Annotated in this window: 16 protein-coding genes; 4 read left to right on the plus strand and 12 right to left on the minus strand. The window is 53.1% G+C overall.

Annotated features, from left to right (window positions below; all coding sequences use genetic code 11):
• Nucleotides 1-97: 97 nt before the first annotated feature.
• Nucleotides 98-2,638, minus strand: coding sequence for an FAD-dependent oxidoreductase (locus B5E82_RS06275; RefSeq protein ID WP_087306713.1), 2,541 nt, complete (start codon nt 2,636-2,638; stop codon nt 98-100).
• A gap of 286 nt (nt 2,639-2,924) precedes the next feature.
• Between B5E82_RS06275 and B5E82_RS06280 the strand changes: the two genes are divergently transcribed.
• Both B5E82_RS06280 and B5E82_RS06285 read left to right on the plus strand, forming a co-directional pair.
• Nucleotides 2,925-4,040 (plus strand): radical SAM/SPASM domain-containing protein, encoded by a 1,116-nt coding sequence (locus tag B5E82_RS06280; protein ID WP_162610725.1) that lies wholly within the window; start codon nt 2,925-2,927, stop codon nt 4,038-4,040.
• A gap of 214 nt (nt 4,041-4,254) precedes the next feature.
• On the plus strand, nt 4,255-4,788 hold the full coding sequence (locus tag B5E82_RS06285; RefSeq protein ID WP_087306715.1) for an MFS transporter: 534 nt from the start codon (nt 4,255-4,257) through the stop codon (nt 4,786-4,788).
• Between the two features lie 39 nt (nt 4,789-4,827).
• On the opposite strand, the gene B5E82_RS06290 is transcribed toward B5E82_RS06285, so the two are convergent.
• The 5 genes from B5E82_RS06290 to B5E82_RS06310 form a co-directional block, all read right to left on the minus strand.
• Nucleotides 4,828-6,762, minus strand: coding sequence for an SUV3 family DEAD/DEAH box RNA helicase (locus B5E82_RS06290; RefSeq protein ID WP_242966255.1), 1,935 nt, complete (start codon nt 6,760-6,762; stop codon nt 4,828-4,830).
• Between the two features lie 397 nt (nt 6,763-7,159).
• On the minus strand, nt 7,160-7,426 hold the full coding sequence (gene rpsR / locus B5E82_RS06295; protein WP_087163381.1) for a 30S ribosomal protein S18: 267 nt from the start codon (nt 7,424-7,426) through the stop codon (nt 7,160-7,162).
• Between the two features lie 43 nt (nt 7,427-7,469).
• Nucleotides 7,470-7,931: a single-stranded DNA-binding protein gene (locus tag B5E82_RS06300; RefSeq protein ID WP_087306716.1), complete on the minus strand. Its 462-nt coding sequence runs from the start codon at nt 7,929-7,931 to the stop codon at nt 7,470-7,472.
• 40 nt (nt 7,932-7,971) lie between these two features.
• Nucleotides 7,972-8,259 (minus strand): 30S ribosomal protein S6, encoded by a 288-nt coding sequence (gene rpsF, locus B5E82_RS06305; protein WP_087306717.1) that lies wholly within the window; start codon nt 8,257-8,259, stop codon nt 7,972-7,974.
• Nucleotides 8,260-8,395: 136 nt separating this feature from the next.
• A complete protein-coding gene (locus tag B5E82_RS06310; RefSeq protein ID WP_206415637.1) occupies nt 8,396-9,769 on the minus strand; it encodes a putative ABC transporter permease in 1,374 nt (457 codons plus the stop codon).
• A 217-nt stretch (nt 9,770-9,986) separates the two neighbouring features.
• On the opposite strand from B5E82_RS06310, the gene B5E82_RS06320 reads away from it, so the two are divergent.
• A complete protein-coding gene (locus B5E82_RS06320) occupies nt 9,987-10,253 on the plus strand; it encodes a hypothetical protein (protein ID WP_087306719.1) in 267 nt (88 codons plus the stop codon).
• A 169-nt stretch (nt 10,254-10,422) separates the two neighbouring features.
• Here B5E82_RS06320 and B5E82_RS06325 read toward each other — a convergent pair whose 3' ends face one another.
• Genes B5E82_RS06325 through B5E82_RS06335 form a run of 3 tightly spaced genes read right to left on the minus strand, consistent with a single transcriptional unit; the run spans nt 10,423 to nt 15,357 of the window.
• Nucleotides 10,423-11,538, minus strand: coding sequence for an aminopeptidase (locus B5E82_RS06325; protein WP_087306720.1), 1,116 nt, complete (start codon nt 11,536-11,538; stop codon nt 10,423-10,425).
• Between the two features lie 40 nt (nt 11,539-11,578).
• A complete protein-coding gene (locus tag B5E82_RS06330) occupies nt 11,579-14,119 on the minus strand; it encodes a hypothetical protein (RefSeq protein WP_087306721.1) in 2,541 nt (846 codons plus the stop codon).
• On the minus strand, nt 14,116-15,357 hold the full coding sequence (locus tag B5E82_RS06335) for a class I SAM-dependent methyltransferase (RefSeq protein ID WP_087306722.1): 1,242 nt from the start codon (nt 15,355-15,357) through the stop codon (nt 14,116-14,118). Before B5E82_RS06335 ends, B5E82_RS06330 begins: the two co-directional genes overlap by 4 nt.
• Before the next feature lie 267 nt (nt 15,358-15,624).
• Here B5E82_RS06335 and B5E82_RS06340 point away from each other — a divergent pair, with 267 nt between their 5' ends.
• Complete coding sequence (locus B5E82_RS06340; protein WP_087306723.1) at nt 15,625-16,029, plus strand: amino acid-binding protein; 405 nt, start codon at nt 15,625-15,627, stop codon at nt 16,027-16,029.
• A 493-nt stretch (nt 16,030-16,522) separates the two neighbouring features.
• On the opposite strand, the gene B5E82_RS06345 is transcribed toward B5E82_RS06340, so the two are convergent.
• From B5E82_RS06345 to B5E82_RS06355, 3 genes are read right to left on the minus strand one after another with little or no spacing between them, the layout of a single operon-like run.
• Complete coding sequence (locus B5E82_RS06345) at nt 16,523-18,145, minus strand: peptidoglycan DD-metalloendopeptidase family protein (RefSeq protein ID WP_087306724.1); 1,623 nt, start codon at nt 18,143-18,145, stop codon at nt 16,523-16,525.
• Between the two features lie 38 nt (nt 18,146-18,183).
• Nucleotides 18,184-18,666, minus strand: a complete 483-nt coding sequence (locus tag B5E82_RS18455; RefSeq protein WP_242966257.1) for a shikimate kinase — start codon at nt 18,664-18,666, stop codon at nt 18,184-18,186.
• Nucleotides 18,554-19,264: a flavin reductase family protein gene (locus B5E82_RS06355; protein WP_206415639.1), complete on the minus strand. Its 711-nt coding sequence runs from the start codon at nt 19,262-19,264 to the stop codon at nt 18,554-18,556. Before B5E82_RS06355 ends, B5E82_RS18455 begins: the two co-directional genes overlap by 113 nt.
• Between the last annotated feature and the right edge of the window lie 77 nt (nt 19,265-19,341).

The raw sequence follows: 19,341 nt of genomic DNA on the forward strand, positions 1-19,341 counted from the left end.
CGATGAAAAAAACAAAAGAACAAAAAAGAAAAAGATACCTTCAGCCGGAAAGCGCACTGCCTGCTCTTCCCTGTCTGAAGATATCCCTGTTTCCATCTTACTTTCCAAACAGCTCGCCAAAGGAAGCTCTCTTTTCCACAGCCTCGGTCATCTCACCCATACGGCTTACATCGCCGATGAGGATCGCGCCGCAGAGACGGTTGTTGCGGAAATAATATTTCTCATACTGTTTTCTCGCCATATCCTTGAACTCCACGGTCCGGTAGACCAGATCCGGATGGGAGCCGTTGTCTCCGATAGCGAACAGAGCTGTATTCATGCCGTGGAAGGTCAGGGCTGCGGGAACGCCCGTGTACTCCAGGGTCTCGCCGGCAGCATTTGCTCCGGCTGTCTTGCCTTCTTCCACCGCCTGGGGCCAGATGGCGTAATTGATTCCCTGATACTGGGCGCAGTCGCCGCAGGCGTATACATCCGCTGCGGACGTCTCCATGCGGCTGTTGACCACGACCGCCCGGTCTGTCTCGATGCCTGCTGCCTTTGCCACTGCCACATTGGCACGGACGCCGCAGGATACAATGACAAGCTGTGCCGGGAAGACCCGTCCGTCTCCGAGACGCACGCCGGTCACATGTCCGTCTCCTTCGATAGCTTCAATCTGGACGCCGGTGTGGATCGTGATTCCCTGCGCTTCGCTGACTGCCTTAATCATCTCTCCGGCTCCCTCGTCCAGCTGGCGGCCCATCAGTCTCGGAGCCAGTTCCAGAACCGTCACCTTACAGCGGGCTTTTTTCAGCTCCCAGGCTGCTTCCAGACCAAGCACACCGCCTCCGATGACCACCGCTTCCTTCGTCTGGGGCAGAAGCTCTGTCACCTTCTGCGTATCCGACAGCCGGCGGATAGCGATTACCTCCGGCTGATCCGCGCCTTGAATGGGCGGAATGAAGCACTCGGAACCGAGGGCGTAAATCAGCTTCGTATATTTGAATTTTGCTCCGTCATCTGTATGGATTTCCTTCTTCTCCGTATCGATGGAGACCACATTCTTTCCGAGAAGCAGGCAGACATTGTTCTCCTCATACCAGGAAGCTTCCTGCACCGCAATCTGCTCCGCGTCCAGTCCCGCTACCAGAGACTTGGTCAGCATGGGACGGTTATAGGCCGGATATGCTTCATTGGAAAGCATGTAGATGGAGCCTGTCTTGTCTCTCTCCCGAATCGCCTTCGCCGCGTTCAGTCCTGCGGCTCCGCCTCCGATGATGGCGTACAGATTCTGCGTGTCCCTGCGGTATCCGGTATCCTCTGCCTCCACCGGCACAAAGTTTTCTTTGCCTACGCCGCAGACCGGACATACCTCCAGGGAGGAATCAAAAATTTCTCCGCAGACCAGACATTTCACCAGGGTCGTCTTCGCAGATTTCTTCTTTGGATTCTCCTTATCCTGCAGGATGCATCCGAAATTGTAGCCGTAATCGTATGCGTTCAGCATGTCCACTTCGCCTGGCTTGAAGCGTACCTTAAAGCCCTCATCCGGCACCCGCATACGGAGCTGCTTCAGACGCTCGATGATGTGAGGCACACCTTCTCCGCTCCAGCCGTAGCTTCCAAAAGCGCTGGCCAGCTTTCCGCCGTGGGTTCCCGCGAAAATGGATGTGGTCAGATCCCAGATGGGTTTCAGCGCTTCTCCCACAATTGTAGGCGTGCCGAACAGGATGCCGTCCGCAAATCCCAGCTCGTCCAGAACCTTCGCCTGATCCGCCGTCACCATATCATAACGGCGCACCTCGATATCGCCGCTGTCCTCGATTCCCTTTGCAATCTGCTCTGCCAGCTGGCCGGTATAGCCGTAGGCGCTCACGTAAGGCATCACCACGGTCTTTTTCTGATTGGGATTGACGACAGTGCACCACTCTTCGTAAGTGTTGTACATCTTGTCAATACCGGCATCCAGGACCGGTCCGTGTCCCGTACAGATTATGGAAACGTCAAGCTGGCGCACCCGCTCAAGAGCCTTCAGCATAAAGGGCTTGAAGGGGCCGATAATGCAGTCAAAATAATACTTGGTGGCCTTCCAGTAGTCATCCTCGTTCTTCACTTTGCTCACCAGAATGTCCTCGGAAGCATAGTGGGAGCCGAAGGAATCACAGGTCACCAGCGCCTGTTCTTCCTCAATGTAGGTGTACATGGTATCCGGCCAGTGCAGGTTCGGCACATGCAGAAAACGGAGCGTGATGTTTCCGATCTGCATCTCCTGCTCATCCCTTACCGCAATGCTGCAGAAGTCCCTGTTTACAATATTCTGCAGGAAGGAGACAGCCGTGGGCGTGGCGATAATTTTCAACTGAGGATTCAGCTCCAGCAGCTTCTCCACACTGCCCGCATGATCCGGCTCAGTGTGGTTAACCACCAGATAATCAATCTTCGTCACGTCTGTGATCTCTTTCAGTTCCTTCAGATAATCGTCAAAAAACTTTGCCTTGACCGTTTCGAAAAGGATGACCTTATCTCCGGCCTTGTAAATATAGGAATTGTAGGTGGTTCCAAACTCCGTATACATAATGATGTCAAATACGCGGAGCGTGTCGTCCAGAATTCCCGCCCAGTAAAAGTTCTCGCGAAGCTTTAAGGCTTTGGTCTGCATGTTCTTTCCTCCTGTTCTCTTTTCCCGCGCGGCGCGTCTCTGCTCCCGGTATCCAGATCCACAGTCCGCGCGTATGATTTTTTGTTTGGCAGTTCGTTTTCAGTTTTCAAATAACTTTATTTCAGATAATTTTATTATAACCAGCCGGGGCAGAAATGTTTGTCGCATTTGCAACATTTCCTTTTCTTTTCCTCCGCCCCTTGTTATAATCTTGTTAAAAGAAAGTTCTCCCTCCCGTCAGAAGACTTCTGCCGGGAGGGAGAGCCGTACATCGAAGGAGGACCCCATGAAAAATCTGTCTGTAATGATCAAACCTGCCTCATCACTCTGCAACATGCGCTGTAAATACTGCTTTTACGCGGATATCAGCAGTATCCGGGAGCAGCCCTCCTATGGGGTTATGACCTCCGAGACCAGAAAGAAAGTTCTGTCCAACATTTTTTCCCAGCTGGACTCCGGCGATTCCATTACCTTTGCCTTTCAGGGCGGCGAACCCACCATGGCCGGTATCGGCTGGTTCCGGCAGTTTATTCAGGAAGCCAGACAGCTGGCCGGAGACGGTATCCAGATTTCCTATGCCTTCCAGACCAACGGCCTGCTGCTGGACGACGACTGGCTGAACCTCTTTAAAGAGCACCATTTTCTGGTGGGCCTTTCCCTGGACGGCCCGAAGGATTTTCATGACCGAAACCGGCCGGACGCTCATGGGAACGGAACCTTTGCCCACCTTCTGGATATCAAAAAGAAGATGGACCGCCTCCATGTGTCCTACAATATCCTGACCGTGCTCACAAACGCCGCGGCACGCCACCCGCAGAAGCTTTGGAATTTTCTGAACGAGCAGCAGATCGCCTGGGTGCAGTTCGTCCCCTGCCTCGCCCCGCTGGACGGAGAGCAGAATGTATACGCCCTCACCCCGGAGCGGTACGCTTCCTTTTATACCGCGCTTTTTGACCTCTGGTACCCCACTCTGACCCAGGGCCGGCCCATGAGCATCAAGCTCTTCGACGATCTTCTGGCCCTCCTGGCTTTCGGCCAGGAGACTGCCTGCGGCATCACCGGGCACTGCCATCCCCAGATCGTGGTGGAGGCCAACGGAAATGTCTATCCCTGCGATTTCTATGCAGTGGATGAATGGCTGTCCGGAAATCTTCAGGAGGACAATATCCGTACACTCTACGATTCATCCGCGCACGCTTCTTTCCGCTCCCGTCCCCGGACGATGCCGGAACAGTGCGGGGACTGTCCCTACGCTTCCATCTGCGGCGGAGGCTGTCCCCGCATGAGAAGCTCCGTATTCTGTTCCTCCAGAGACGGCTTCTGCGGCCACCGGGCCTTCCTGGACGCCGCCATGCCGCGCCTGTCCCGGCTGGCGGCAGAGATACGCCGCCGGTCTGTCTGATATTTTAGAAAAAACCTGCCGCCCGGTCATCTGCTGTATGATGACCGGGCGGCGTTTTTGATCGCATACTTTTCTCTACTCTCCGGCATATTTTTCTGTCAGGATATAAAAAAATTGTTCTGATTTCAAATATTCATCATCCTTCCCCGATTCTATTGAAAATACAAAAGACATCATTCTAAAATAAGAAAAATTAAGGATAGGAGTGAAACAAATGAAAAAAGGAGACAAATTGTTCTATGGCTGGATCATTGTCCTGGGCGGAGTGCTCATAGGCGCGGCCACCAATCTTCTGAACAGCATTGCCAACGTCGTCATTGGGCTGGTATCAGAAGACTTCTCCGTACCGCGTACCATGTTCAACCTCGCCACCGTCATTTCCATGCCGGTCGTCATGGTGCTCTCGCCGGTTGCAGGAAGGTATTTCCGTACCAATCCCAAAAAGAAGATTATGATTGCGGGCTCCGTCGTCTTTGGACTGGCTCTGTTCGCCTGCTCACTGGCCCCGAACATTTACTGGTTCTACGTCTTAATTCCCCTTGCCGGAGCAACCACCGCGTTTGTCAACAACGTACCCGTGTCCACCATCATCAACAACTGGTTCGTGGAGAAAAAGGGACTGGCTATCGGCATCGCCGGAGCGGGCGTTCCTCTTGCCTCTATGGTGACTACCCCCATTATTTCCTGGCTGGTAGATACTGTAGGCTGGAGACAGGCCTACTTAACAGCAGCGATTTCCCCGCGTTAAACTGATAGGGATTTTGCTCTGCCGCCATAAGATCCCTCCTTATTTTCTCTCGTAACAGCGGTCGCAGACCTGAAACGGCGATCCCAGTGGCAGCAGCTTTCCGCAGTAGCGGCAGCGGGCGATATAATTCTGCTTGCCCTTCGCCAGATAATTCATGATCTGCATCTCCGTCTTTTCCCGCTCCGCGGCCAGCCATTCCTCGTCAATCTCCTTCTGCATCCGGTGGGAGAACTGGTAATACAGATCCAGCTGCTTGTAATAGGTCTCGTACTGAAGAATGCCGCCCTTTTTCTCCCGGCGCAGAACCGGCCGTTCCAGAGACACGTCGGCCGACCAGGTCTTGCAGTAATTCAGCCACAGCGCCACCACCTTGCGGTCCTTGATATCGATGGGACAGGTGATCATCCGGTAGAGAAGATGCTTGTTTTCAAAGCCGTCTATCATATTCCGGCATTTTTTCGCCTGCTCATAGAGATACAGAGCCTCGTCGATATTCTCTTTCACAAAGGGCTCCGATGGCGTCACTGAATACCAGATTTTCATCAGCTCATCCAGGGGAGCATTGATATCCAGAAGCACCTGGGGAAAGCCTAAGTTCACCTGGGTCAGGGGCTCTTCCGGCGCCTCAAATCTCTCCCGGATATATTCCAGTTCCTGCTCACCCATGGCGCTCACATACCCTTTGTCATAGATCCCATAACGTCCTGCCCGGCCCGCAATCTGCTTGATCTCCGGTGTCCTTAAGGGCCTCCGGCTGGTTCCGTCGAACTTGTCGGCCTGGAGAAACACGATTCTGCGCACCGGGAGATTCAGCCCCATGCCGATGGCGTCCGTAGCTACGGCTACCTTTGTCTTTCCCCGGTTGAAAAGGCGGGTCTGCCGCCTCCTGATCTCCGGCGGCAGGCTGCCGTAGATGACGCTGGAGCTCACGCCCGCTTCCTCCAGCCGTCCCGCCACATCCAGAACAGATTTCTTGGAAAACGCGATAAGGGCATCTCCCTCCCGCACGTCATCCGGAAATACAAAGGGCCTGTCCTCGCAGATCAGCTCTGTCTTGCGTTCATAGCGCCTGACTTCATAATCATCCCCGCAGAGTCCGACGAGGTGGCAGATCACCTGCTCAGCCGCAGGGCTCATGCAGATATGGATTTCTTCCGCCCGCAGGCCAAGAACAGCCTTGGTCCAGGAATGGCCCCGATCCGTATCCGCCACCAGCTGAGCCTCGTCAATGACGGCGATATCATAGTTTTCATCGAAATCCGCCATTTCTATGGTGGACGCCGTAACCCGGCTGTTTTCTTCCTCAATGCACTCCTGCCCGGTTCTCATAGTGCAGGGCACTCCCATCTCATTCATCCGCTCATAGACCTCCAGCGCCAGAAGACGCAAGGGTCCAAGGTAGACGCCGCAGGCGGCTTCTTTCAGGCGCTCCAGCGCCTGGAAGGTCTTTCCGCTGTTCGTGGGACCGATATGGAAAATGAAATGGCGGCGGAGCTCCCGCACCTCCGCAAACTCCATCTCCGGCCTGGCCGGAACCAGCTCCAGAATCCTGTTTCTCACCTTATACCGGCGGAATTTCGGATAAAGGGTAAAGAGCGTCTCCGAACAGACCGCCTCCGGCATGGTGCGCCGGAGCCAGGCAAGGAATTCGCCGTTTATCCCTTCCCGCTGCTCCTCCAGAAGCAGCCCCAGATCCAGGGCTGTCAGTTTGGGAATCATCTCCGTATTGATCTGTTCGATCAGTTCCCTCCTGTTTTTCCGGTAAGCGTAAGCCGCCACATTTTTCAGCTGCCGATGCAGATCCTCCAGCACCTGGCTGTTGGTCTGATAGGGTCTGGCCCTGCGGAACGCTCTCTGAAGGTTCTTTACCCGGGATTGCAGCACCGAATCCCTGACGGAGTTCTTCGACTTTTTCCGCCCGGCCCGCTCATATTCTTCTATATAAAACTGATTCAGTTTTTTCTTTTGAATCATCTTGCCTTCCTCTTCATACTGTCAAGACCCACAGCGTCGGTGTACAAAAGCAATACGCTTGATACACCGACGCTTTCTATTGTTAATACAGTGTTAATACAGAATAATCCGGGGTAGAAAATAGCCGCCACTACTCGCACTAGTGACGGCTGACCTCATCTGAGATAAGCTAACTATTATCGGGCAGGCCGCATGTCTCTGGCTTTCCCTTTTCTACCGTTAATATAACATAATCCAGGCCGGAAAGCAAGGGAAAATCATGTATCCATTCCTTTCCTCCCGCCCTCCGGCCCGTTCTTTTTCCTGAGTCCGACCCCGATTTTCCTGTGTCATAGTTGAGTAAAAATTGCGTCAAATTTTCTCTCCGGCACCCCGGAAAACCCGCATGTATCAGGTATTAGTCCATTACGTAGGGCATCAGAGCTACGTGACGCGCTCTCTTGATCGCTACAGTCAGCGCTCTCTGGTGCTTTGCACAGTTTCCTGTAATTCTTCTGGGAAGGATCTTTCCTCTCTCAGATACGTATCTCTTTAACTTCGCTACATCCTTGTAGCTGATTTCGTTATTCTCTTTGCCACAGAATACGCAGACTTTCTTTCTTCTGCGTCCCATGCCTCTCCGTCTCATCGGAGCGTCGCCTTTATCGGATTTTGTGTAAGCCATGGCTGTTACCTCCTTCTATATTTCAAAAACTGTTCCACGATTGTCAGTTGAACGGGAGCTCCTCGTCGATTCCGTCCGGGATATTCATAAAGCCGTCTCCCGCCGCTGCGGAAGGCGCCGGCGCGGACTGGAACGGATTGGAGTTCTGCTGGGGCTGGAAGCCTGCGCCGCGCTCGCCCGCTGCGGCCTTGCTCTCCGCAAATTCCTGCTCCTCCACTACCACGTCTGTGGTATATACCTTCTGTCCGTCACGGTTCGTATAGCTTCCGGTCTGGATACGGCCGGTGATCGCTATCTTCGTTCCCTGGCGCAGATATTTCTCAGCAAACTCAGCCTGTCTGCCGAAAGCCACGCAGCCGATAAAATCAGCAGTGGCATCGCCGTCCCTTCTGAATCTGCGGTCTACCGCCAGTGTATATCTCGCTACCGCCGTGGCGCTCTCGCCCTGGGAATAGCGTACATCCGGATCTCTCGTCAAACGTCCCATTAAAATGACTTTATTCATACCAACAATCCTCCACTTTTCCGGTCAAAAAACCTTACGTCTATGCGTCTTTGCGAACACACAGATAGCGGATGACATTCTCCATGATACGAACATGCTTCTCTACCTCAGCCGGGCAGTCAGCCTCAGCGTCGAACTGAATGAAGTAGTAGAATCCTTCTCTCATGTGCTGAATCTCGTAAGCAAGACGCTTCTTGCCCCAGTCCTCAACCTCTGTCACAACTCCGCCGTAGCGGGCAATGTACTCTTTTGCCTTCTCTACGGTAGCGGTTCTGACATCATCCTCTACCTTTGCATTCACAACTAATGCCAATTCATACTTGTTCATGCTTTACCTCCTTTTGGTCTCTGGCTTCCTCACTTTGGAGGAAACAAGGAATTTAATAATATATCACGAGGTAATACTATACCATAGAATTTCCCGAAATTCAAGCGTTTTCCTCTGAAAAATACACAGAATTTTTTTAGTGAATTTCCCGTCCCACTGGCTTTTCTACCATTCTCAGGTTCGGAAAACGGCTTTCGATCCGCTCGTCCGGAAAGTGAGCGTCCATGTATGCGTCTGCCGCCGTATGTATTCCCTCTCCCGTCTGTCTTACCGTATACCGGTTCAGAGCCAGGGCGGTCACTCCGATGTCAAAAACCATAAAAACTATCAGAATCCATGTGGCCCAGATACCTGTTTTCTTTGGAATTTTCTCAATCCATTTTGAGATGAACGGGTACAGGACCTTCATCCAGATTACCGCCGCGATTCCCCAGAAGAAGCAGAACAGAAGGTTGATCCGGCCTCCCAGGTTAAAGGGAATCTTGCTGTAATCCCAGAAAACCGTACCGAACACGATTTCCGTAAACACGCTGCAGATGTACTCATAGGCGCCTCCCATCACCGTGCCGAACACGAAAATAAAACTGTCGCTGCGGTTCCTGTACTGGTAGAGAATGGCTGTCAGAAGCATACAGCCAAGTCCCCAGACAATACTGAAAGGACCATATACCACGCTGCTGCGGCTCATTAGCTTCCCGGCTGTCACAAAGACAAAAATCGTCTCTGTAATATCTCCCAGAAACGCTCCCAGGAAAAACAGGACTATCAGCTTATAGAAAGAGCAGCCTGCGGCAAATACTGCCCCGCCCTCTTTGGCCTCCTTCTTTTTCTGCTCCTGCTCTCTGCGCGCCTTCAGAAGCTCTCCGGCATTCAGAGAGGGATAGGCCCGTTCCATACGCCGGAGGACCAGCCGGGTCAGCCCTTTTCCCATCATATCCGCAGTCTTCTGAAGATTTTCCGACACTCCGTAAAGCAGAGACTGCTTCTTTACATGAGATTTCACCTTCAGAATTCCCGTGAGGGTCCCTGCCAGATCAAGAAATGTCAGGATCACAAGGACCAGAAGAACCACTTCCCCTGCCCTTCTTGACAGCAGCCGGAACATTCCGCGCAGGAAGGGGTTCACGAAGCGAATGGAAATCACCGCCAGCGCGCCCCAGACAAGAGCATAAGGCAGGTTCACATAGCCGCTGAACTGGAACCGTTTTCTGGAATAATCCCACCATTTCCGGTGGAAAATACGCTCCAGCACGAAGCCGGTAAGCAGCGTCAGCAGAAAGGACAGGATCGCGCCGCCCAGGAACAGGAAAAACAGATGTCCCCGAAGCTCTGTCAGGAATATGATATAGATGACGCCTCCGAAGCCGTAGGCGGGACATATGGGGCCATAAAGAAAGCCCACGTCCACAAACTTTTTTTCGCGGACAGCGGCTGCGGCAGTGCCAATCACCCAGCCTGCAAAAGCATACAGGAAAAAGAACCACAGAAGATCATACAATATCGGACTCATGTCTCCTCCTCTTTCACATCAGATAAAATGTAAATGTTCTGCCGCCGGCGGGCAGATTTCCCGGTCCGGCAGCCAGCCGGCAGTTCAAAGATATGAGCGACATTATACCGGATTCCGGGAAAAATGGCAAGCCAAAAACAGCTCTTCTTTACAAACCTGCCGGAATCCTCTATACTGAAAATCATCGAAACTTCATTTCATTTTTTGGAGGGAAATCATGTTCCGTCTCTGGGCAAAGGAATTTAAAGATAACCGCATGCTGCGGGATACGGTCATCTGTGATGACACAAAGGACACGAGAACTCATAAGGTCTTCCACGCGCTGGATCAGATCTGCCAGGAATTTGATTTAAGCCAGCCCCTGTGGCTGGATACAAACATCCGGGAATTCCAGCGGCACGCGAAAGTGCGCTTCTATCAGGACAGCTTTATCGAACAGATAGATTTCGATTACCTGGAGCTGCAGGTCATCGAAGAAGATTAACCTGCTGGATGGAACCGAAAGCAGCGCAAAAAACAAAATGAGACGCGCGCCGACAGGCGCGCGGGAAAAGAGGGAGCCCCGGGGCCGGTTCTGCGGAACGCGGCCTTCGGGGCTCCCGTGTCTGTCTCTGTCTGTCTCTGTCTGTCTTCGTTTACGTCTGCCAGGCTTTTCAGATCAGGTTTTCCGGATTCAGGCAGTCCAGCTCCGGCAGCACAAAGCGGCCATTCTTCCGGATCAGACGGTCGTCAAAATAGATCTCTCCTCCGCCGTACTCCTCTCTCTGAATCATCACCAGATCCCAGTGGATAGCGCTGGAATTGCCATTATAGGCGTCATCGTAGCAGTTGCCGGGAGTAAAGTGGATAGATCCCATAATCTTCTCATCAAAAAGAATATCTTTCATGGGCTTCAGAATATAGGGGTTCACACCGATAGCAAACTCTCCCACATAGCGGGCCCCTTCGTCCGTGTCCAGAATCTGATTCAGCCGCTCGGTATTGTTTGCTGTGGCCTTCACGATCTTTCCGTTTTCAAATTCCAGCCGCACATTTTCAAAGGTGAAGCCCTGGTAAAGGGAGGGGGTATTGTAGGTAATAACGCCGTTTATGGAATCCCGCACCGGAGCCGTGTATACCTCGCCGTCCGGAATATTCAGCTGGCCGTCGCAGGCGATGGCCGGAATATCCTTGATGGAGAAGGTCAGATCCGTATCCTTTCCAGTCAGACGCACCTTATCCGTGCGGTTCATAAGCTCCACCAGAGCTTTCATAGCCCGGCCCATTTTCGAGTAGTCCAGATTGCACACCTGGAAATAGAAATCCTCAAAGGCCTCCGTACTGGTTCCGGAAAGCTGGGCCATAGACGCGTTGGGATAGCGCAGAACCACCCAGCGGGTCTTCGGCACGCGGATACCATGATGCACCGGAGTAGAGTACAGGGTTTCGTACAGATTCATTTTATCGGCGGGCACATCCGACAGCTCCGATACGTTGTCGCTTCCGCGGACGCCGATATAGCAGTCCATCTGAGACATTTCCTGAGCCGCCAGATCTGCCATGATCCGAATCTGCTCTTCCGTACAGTTCAGCAGCACTTCCCGCTGAACCTTCGGGTTAATATAGTGTACAAAGGGAAGACCGCCCGCGGCATAGACTTCCTTTACCAGCTGTCTCGCCAAATCTTCTGTGGAAGGACCGGTATAATTGATATATACCTTGTCCCCTGCCTTTACCCTGCAGGAATAGTTTACCAGATTTTTTGCCAGCGTCTTGATTCGCTCATCCATGTTTCATTTCCTCCTTCTTCTATATTCCCATGTTTCTTTCTCAGGTCTCCTCAGCCGGAAGACAGACCAGGAACAGATTCCCCAGCCCTTCATACATCTGAGTGCTGTCGTTCAGTCCCCGGCGGCTGCTCTCGCCCGTCAGCGGATCTGTCACGATGATATTCTGCTGATCGTAGCCCGTGATCAGCTCCGCCGCGTTTCCGCCCTGCATGGCAAGCACCGGGCAGCCCTGGCTGATATAATACTGTATCATGCTGATCGAGCAGCCCGACAGATCGAGAACCCGTCCTCCCGACTGCTCTGTCAGAATTTCATAAGGCGTGTAGCCCTGGGACAGATAGGCCTCCACATCGCTGTAAATCTTTTGTGTTCCCAGCAGAATCTCAATGGCTGCCTGAAGACTGGACTCTCCGGCACTCTGCTGGGGATTCTCAAAGGTTCCCAGATCCACACGGGTGCTGCGTCCGCCTCTCTTCCAGATATATGCCTGTCTGCCGTCCACCACGCTGCCCATCGCGTCATAGGCCTCAAGGATGGCCGCGTTCGCCTTTGTATAAGCCCCCAGGAAAGAGCCATCGAAGCCGTAGGCGTAATACCGTTCATCCGCTGTCTCATTTCCAAGAGCCAGGCCGCGGCTGCCTTCAAAGAGTACCTGCTCCGGCGTAAGCCTCCTCAGCCTTCCCGATCCGTGTCCTTCTGACAGGGCAAAATAATATTCCCGTTTCTTATCTCCGGAATTTCTGGTCTCCAGGGAAATCTTTTCCGCATTCTCCACATCACGGCTGGTGATCGTCTCCGGCGAAGTCTCTGTATAGCTTCCATCTGCCGACCGCTGCACGCAGCTTAAGGAAATCCGGTTGTTCTCGATGGAAATGGAAACCACATATTTCCCCAGAGACTCATAATCGGACGTCCGGAGTTCATTCCCGTTCTGATCCTGAATCACTACGCGTCCCATGGGGAAGACCGTATTTCCCGCAATATCCTGCTGCACATCACTCTGTCTGGCTTCTCCGTAGATAAAATCCGTCCCCATAAAGCCCAGAGCCTGAATATAATACCCGTCCTGAGCCGACACCGTCCTGCCCGTGCCTGTCTCCAGATCCAGAACCGTCACCGCCCCGGACTCATACAGGGAGTTTTCCTGATGCCATGCGGCAAACCGCCCATCCGAGGATACCATACAGCTTTCTTCTTCGATATCCGTCACAATATTCTCATATTCCAGCGTATTCAGATCAATCCGGACAATATTTCCGTCCAGGAACAGATAGAACTGCTGATCATTGTTCACATACGCCAGTTCTCCCAGCTCTGCCTCCAGAGCCGCGAAGGAACGGCTGCTCTCGATAAAAACTCTTTCCTCCACAGAATTTGCCAGGGCGTCATAGGTATACAGCGCTATGCCGGTCTCGCCTTCATGTGTTCCGCGGTTCATATAACCGTATACCAGGAAATTCATGCTTCCGGATTCCGACACATCCAGAATCCGGATTCCATGCTCGTCATAGCTGCCCCGGAGATCGCTGCCCTCCCGGAAGCCGAAAACCAGCGCCAGCTTGTTCTGCGCCGCGTCATAGCTCCAGAGCTGCCCGTTCTGCACGAAACCAACGATGTTTTCCTCTTCGTTTTTCCGGTATTCCACCTCTGTATTCAGGATACCCAGATTTATGGCTGTATCCGAGAAAATATCAAGAGACGGGTCGAAAATCCGGTCAGTCTTCCTGTCATAGTTCAGAAGATACATCCTCTGATCCGTATACCGCACGCGGTAAGCTTCCGTCACCTCATAGCTCTCCGTCTCTCCGTTTTCATTCACATAGTCTGCCTCATACTCCAGGCGGATCGAAGCGACAGAATCCTCTATCTCCGTGATATAGGTCCGGACCTCTCCCGAAGGCGGCTGTACGTCCATATCCGCCCAGATCATCTGATTGTAACGGGAATGAATCGTCACATGATCGAGGGTATCGTTGTCGGCGGTGGAGTCTGTCTCCATATACTGGGCAATGCTGACCGTATTGTTTTTGTCAAACAGGGCATTGTGGATCGTGTCCACAAAATCCAGGCATTCGTCCAGGTGCGTATCCGGGATGTTGGACAGATGGGTATAATACCAGACCTCCCTGCCCTGCTCCAGTTCCAGGCGGAGCACAAGCAGGTATTCCTCTCCTTCCTCCAGGAGGTCCATCAGCTGAAAGTCCGCCCGGATTTCGTCTCCGTCTCTCTGCAGATCCGTCAGCTCACCGTCCTCAATCAGACGCTCCATATTGGTGCTCCGCACTTCATAATACACATTCCGTACAGACGTATCCGGACTTTCAATCCGGATGGAAATCGTCCTGTCGTCAGAAAGCGGCAGCACAGCGTCCCGGATATACGCCGCGTCCATGCTCTCCGTGTAGCCGTGGAGAAGATTGAAGGAGCGGCCGCCTCTTTCCAGGTAGATGAGCGGCAGAGTGGCGGAAGCCATATGCGCGGTAGAATCCGCGTTCCCGGCCATGAGATAATAGCCCATTCCCATAAGCCCCAGGAAAAACGCTGCTGTAATAGACACGATTTTCAGAATGGTTTTCTTCAACAGCTTTCTCCTCCTTTCTTTCTTCTCCGGTAGGCTTCCGCGGGAGACGCCTCTGCGCTCAGCAGACGCGCAAGCGTCAGATCCGCATGAATGGCCGACGCGCAGCGCTCATACTCCTCCATGCACTGCCTCCGCTTTTCTTCCTCCGCCTCTTCCGTTCCCGGACGCTTCACTGCCCGGATCAGAATGTTCTTCGGCGTGTGCTCCATGTCGATAAATTCCAGAATCTGCGTGTCATAGCCCTGTCCCTCCAGAAGCCGGGCCCGCAGTCCGTCTGTCATAAGGGCCGCGAACCGTTCCTTCAGAAGCCCGTAGCCAAGCACCGGCGCCAGGGTCTCGTTTTCGATCTGGCCGTTCAGTTCATGCTGGCAGCAGGGCACGGAAAGAATGACCTTCGCGTTCCATTTTACCGCTTTGTACAGAGCATAGTCGGTAGCCGTATCGCAGGCGTGCAGGGTCACCACCATATCCACCTGGCTGCAGCCCTCGTATCCGGCAATATCGCCCTGCAGAAAGGTCAGCTTTTCATATCCGTATTTCCGGCTCAGCTCGCTGCATTTCCGAATCACGTCTTTTTTCAGATCCAGACCGATGATCCGCACATCCAGCCCTCTGCGCTCCTTCAGATAATAGTAAATGGCAAAGGTCAGATAGGACTTTCCGCAGCCGAAATCCAGAATTGTCAGTTCCCGGTCCCGGGGAAGAGCCGGCAGAATATCCTCGATGAACTCCAGGAAGCGGTTGATCTGCCGGAACTTGTCGTAGCGTGCGCGCACCACACGTCCTTCTGCAGTCATCACTCCCAGATCCGCAAGAAAGGGAACCGGCGTCCCTTCCTCCAGAAGATATGCCTTCTTTCTATTATGCTCCAGATTTGCCTTGTTTACACAGGAGGCCTCCGGTCCCCCGCTGCCCGGGCGCCGTTTTTCCTTCACGGTCACCCGGCCCTTTTTGCTTACCAGGGCCGTCACATCTCCTCCTGCCCCAGACATCTGCAGCTGGCAGAAAGTATCCTCCATCCAGCCGCAGATCCGGGCGGCCGCTTCCTCCCTGCTCATATTTTCATGAAAGGCCTGGGTTCCCCGGAATATTTCCGCCTGAAATTTCAGCTGGCCCTTCAGGAGCACCGGACGAATCCGGACCTTCTGCTCCTCCCGCCCTTTCCGGGGCGCGCTTAAAATAAGACGCTCCAGATTCTGATCCATATATTTTTCAAGTAATTTTCTCAATTCTTCCATATGATACCTCAGATGACATCCGTACAGCAGATGTCTTCATTCTTTTCACCATGCCGTTTGCAGGCCGTATTCCTCTGTCTTACGCCCTTGTCAATCGGTAGTATAGCACAAAGTCTTTCTGATTGCCATTGTAAAATATCAGGCTCTGTGGTATGATATTTGCGTATTCCTAAGCCCCGGCCGCCAGTCACCCGGGGCTGTTCCAAACGACAGCCGGCAGCTTCGCCTGACTGCACACTCTATTTCGACACAAAGGAGAATGATCGGATGCTGAAACAATTATCCATATACGCAGAAAATAGAAAAGGCACCCTGCAGAGTATCACGCAGATTCTCGCCGACGCGGGGATCAATATCTGGGGCTCCTGCACAAATGACGGCGCGGAATACGGAATCAACCGAATGGTTGTATCCGAGCCCGAAAAGGCCATGGAAGCGCTGGAAGGCGCGGGCTACCTCTGCCGCCTGACCAGTGTCATCGGCGTGGAGCTGGCCGATGAAGTAGGAAATCTGAACCGCCTTCTGCAGGCTCTGTCAGAGAGCAATATCAATATCAACTACATTTACCTTTCTTTCAACCGCGATTCCGGCCTGCCTGTTATGGTATTCCAGACGGAAGATTCCGCCGAGGTGGAAAGCTGCATCCGCAAGAAAGGATTTTCCGTGGTATAATGCTGACGATATGATACTGCGCCGCATGGCATACGGGCATATAAGCCATATAAATAAAAGGAGGGCATTCCCACAGTCATCACGAAAGATTGATGACCTGAGGGATGCCCTCTTTTTTCCGGCTTTTCCGCGGCTGCCTGCCTCTAATTTTCCTTTTTCCCGCTGCGAATCCGGCAGATAACCAGACCTGCGCAGCAGACGGACAGCCAGAGTATCTGTACCAGCAATACCAGATCGATTCCATTTCCAGCCTGCATATTGACGCCTTCTTTCAAACAGTGCTTTTCCCGCCATTACGGCTTTTCCTTTATGTTTATTATTTATTATAGGAAGCGTTCTGTTAAATTCTCCAGCCTGTTTTCGAAAAGGTCCGTTTAAGTTGGTGTAAAATCTGCGTTAACCCCCGAAAAGCTCCACTCATAAGAGCAGCGCCGGCTGTCAGAAGTCTCCCTCATCCAGCCGGCGCTGCTTTCTGTTTCTACTCTGTTTTATTTTACTCCAGCATCGTCAGCGGATCAACCTGAGAGCCGTTGACAATAATCTCAAAATGCAGATGCGGCCCGGTGCTTCGTCCGGTATTGCCGCTCAGCGCAATCCGCTCGCCCTGCTCCACAGTCTCGCCTACAGATACCAGCACACGGCTTAGATGCGCGTAACGCGTCTGATTTCCGTCCGGATGGCGGATCGTGACGCAGTTTCCATAGCTGCTGAACCAGCCCGCCTGAGTTACAGTGCCGCCGCAGGAAGCGAATACCGTGGTTCCCACCGGGGTCGCCCAGTCCACGCCTTTGTGCTGACGGCCCCATCTCCATTTGAAGCCGGAGGTGAAGGTTCCGCCTGACAGGGGCTTGATATAGGTGGGCGGCGTCTGGGTGCCGCGCTCGATGATCTCCGGTACCGGCTCGGTCATCACAGTCTCGGCAATAATCTCCCGTCCTGTCTCCGTGCCGTTCTCCCGGGTAATCAGAGCGGTGACCTCATGATGGCCGGCCACAGGCTCCTGGCGCACAACTGTATCCGTCGTGTACCATTCGTCATTGTCTATATACTGCACCTCGGCGTAGTAGTCTTCCTCGTAGGTGGACTCTTCCACTATGGTTACGGTCAGTTCCGGCTCCGGAACCGTAATGATGATCTGATCGCCGGGATGAAGCACCGTATCCTCCGACAGTCCCTCGTTCAGGGCCAGCACCTCAGCCACCAGCAGTCCGTTGCTGTTCGCAATCACCGACAGGGTGTCGCCGCTCTGGACTTCATAGACCGTATTCTTTGCCGTCTCTTTGGTGACCAGTTCAATGGCCTCGTCCGTAGGCGTGATCTGATCCTCAGAAACATAAGCCTCCGCAATCTCCACCTTTTCACTGAAATCCACGTCCCGCAGGCCGTCTCCGGCTACTTCGGTGGTGTTCTCTTCTTCCTCTTCGGTGTTCTCAATATTTTCAGCCGTCACCGTCTCTGTGATGACATCCTCTACCGCATAGCTTACATCAAAGTCTCCGATGCCGGCGCTTGTTCCGGGAACGGAAGCGATGCCGGCCGGCGCCGACTCCTCCTGTTCTTCCGCCGTCTGCTGCTTCGATACCTCCACCGTATAGACGTTCAGCTCTCTCTCCGCGTCAGAGACGATGCTGATCTGAAATTCATTTTCTGTATCATACCGATCCTTCGCGGCATACAGCACGTCCATCACGTCCTGGTATCCGCCCAGCGTCACTGTGAATTCGTTGATTTTCAGCTGATAGGCTTTCTTTTTCGCAGTGGCCACCACGTTCTGAAGCTCCTGGTAAATGGCTTCTGTCAGCGTCTCCGGGTCCATGGTGCTTCCGAAAATCTTCGGAATCTTATCCAGCTCATATTCCACGTCCGCCAGCACCAGCCCGTCCGTCTCCCGGGAAATCCGGGCCCTGGCCTCCAGAAACGCATTCTCCACCACGTCCGGATTGCGCACGGAACCGACCACCTTACCCTCCAGCGTCACTTCGTAATAGCTGTTTCCATTGCCGAAACCACTGCCCAGAAGGGGAACTCCCACCAGCATACAGCCGCAGGTGATCGCCATGGCCTCAATAAAAGTCAGTTTGGATCTTTTATTAAAAAATAACTTTTTTCTGCTCATTCGCTCTTCATTCTTATGTAATACTTTTGTAACATTTCTTATTCTATCAGCATTTTCAGCGCTTGTAAAGTTTTTTCTAAGGTTTCTTCCACATTCAGCCCGTCTTCCTCTACTGTCACATCCGCATACCGCTCATAAAGGATGGTTCTCTCCTCATAGAGTCCCTTTAAAGTCTGGCCCTCCCGAAGCACCACGCCCCGGCCTCTGATGTCCCGCAGACGCGCTTCCACAGCCTCATAGGAAAGGCTGAGATAGACAACGACGCCAATCTGTCCCAGATGCTCCATGGCCCCTGCCCCGTACACCACGCTTCCCCCGGTGGCAATCACAGCTCCTTCCGGCTCCAGCCCCGCGTTGACCCGCTCCTCAACAGCCAGAAAGCCGTCCGGCCCCTCCTGTTCAATGATCTCACTGAGCAGACGGCCTTCTTCCTTTTGTATGACCAGATCCGCGTCGATGAAGTCCTTTCCCAGAACCTTCGCCAGTATGACGCCTATGGTGCTCTTTCCCGCTCCGGGCATTCCGATCAGCACTACGTTCTTTTTCATCCTTCTTCTTCCTTTTCACACTCCAGCCAAAGCTTCCGCAGGGCTCTCCCAGAGCCATATAGGTTCCATGGGAATAAGCGATAAGCCCTGTCTGATTGAGCTCAAAACGTCCTTTTTCGTTCAGATATTCTTCATCCACCGACACGCCGAGAACCTCCGCGAGAAACATATGGTGGGAACCCAGTTCCTTGATCTCCGTGACCCGGCACTCGATATTCACCGGACTTTCCTCAATCACAGGAGCCAGCTTCAAGTACTGCGCTCTGCCGGGCGTCAGCCCCGTCTCTTTGAATTTATCCACATCCCGCCCGGAACGGACACCGCAGTAATCTGCGGCCCATGCCAGCTTCTTTGTGGTCAGATTAATGACAAATTCTCCCGTCTCCCGGATCATATCATAAGAATACCGTTCCGGCCGTATGGACACGGATACCATAGCAGGGTCGGAACAGATTGTTCCGACCCATGCCGCTGTAATAATATTCGGTTTTTCTCCATCCCTGGCGCAGCTGACCATGACTGCCGGCAGGGGATAGAGCATATTTCCCGCTCTCCAGTGTTGTTTTTTCATATTCACCTCACCCCCCAGGGGGTCCTCTCTTCCGGCTTTGCCGGAATTCACCTCACCCCCCAGGGGGTCCTCTCTTC

It is taken from the genome of Lachnoclostridium sp. An138 (assembly GCF_002160765.1).
Taxonomy (GTDB): domain Bacteria; phylum Bacillota; class Clostridia; order Lachnospirales; family Lachnospiraceae; genus Laedolimicola; species Laedolimicola faecalis.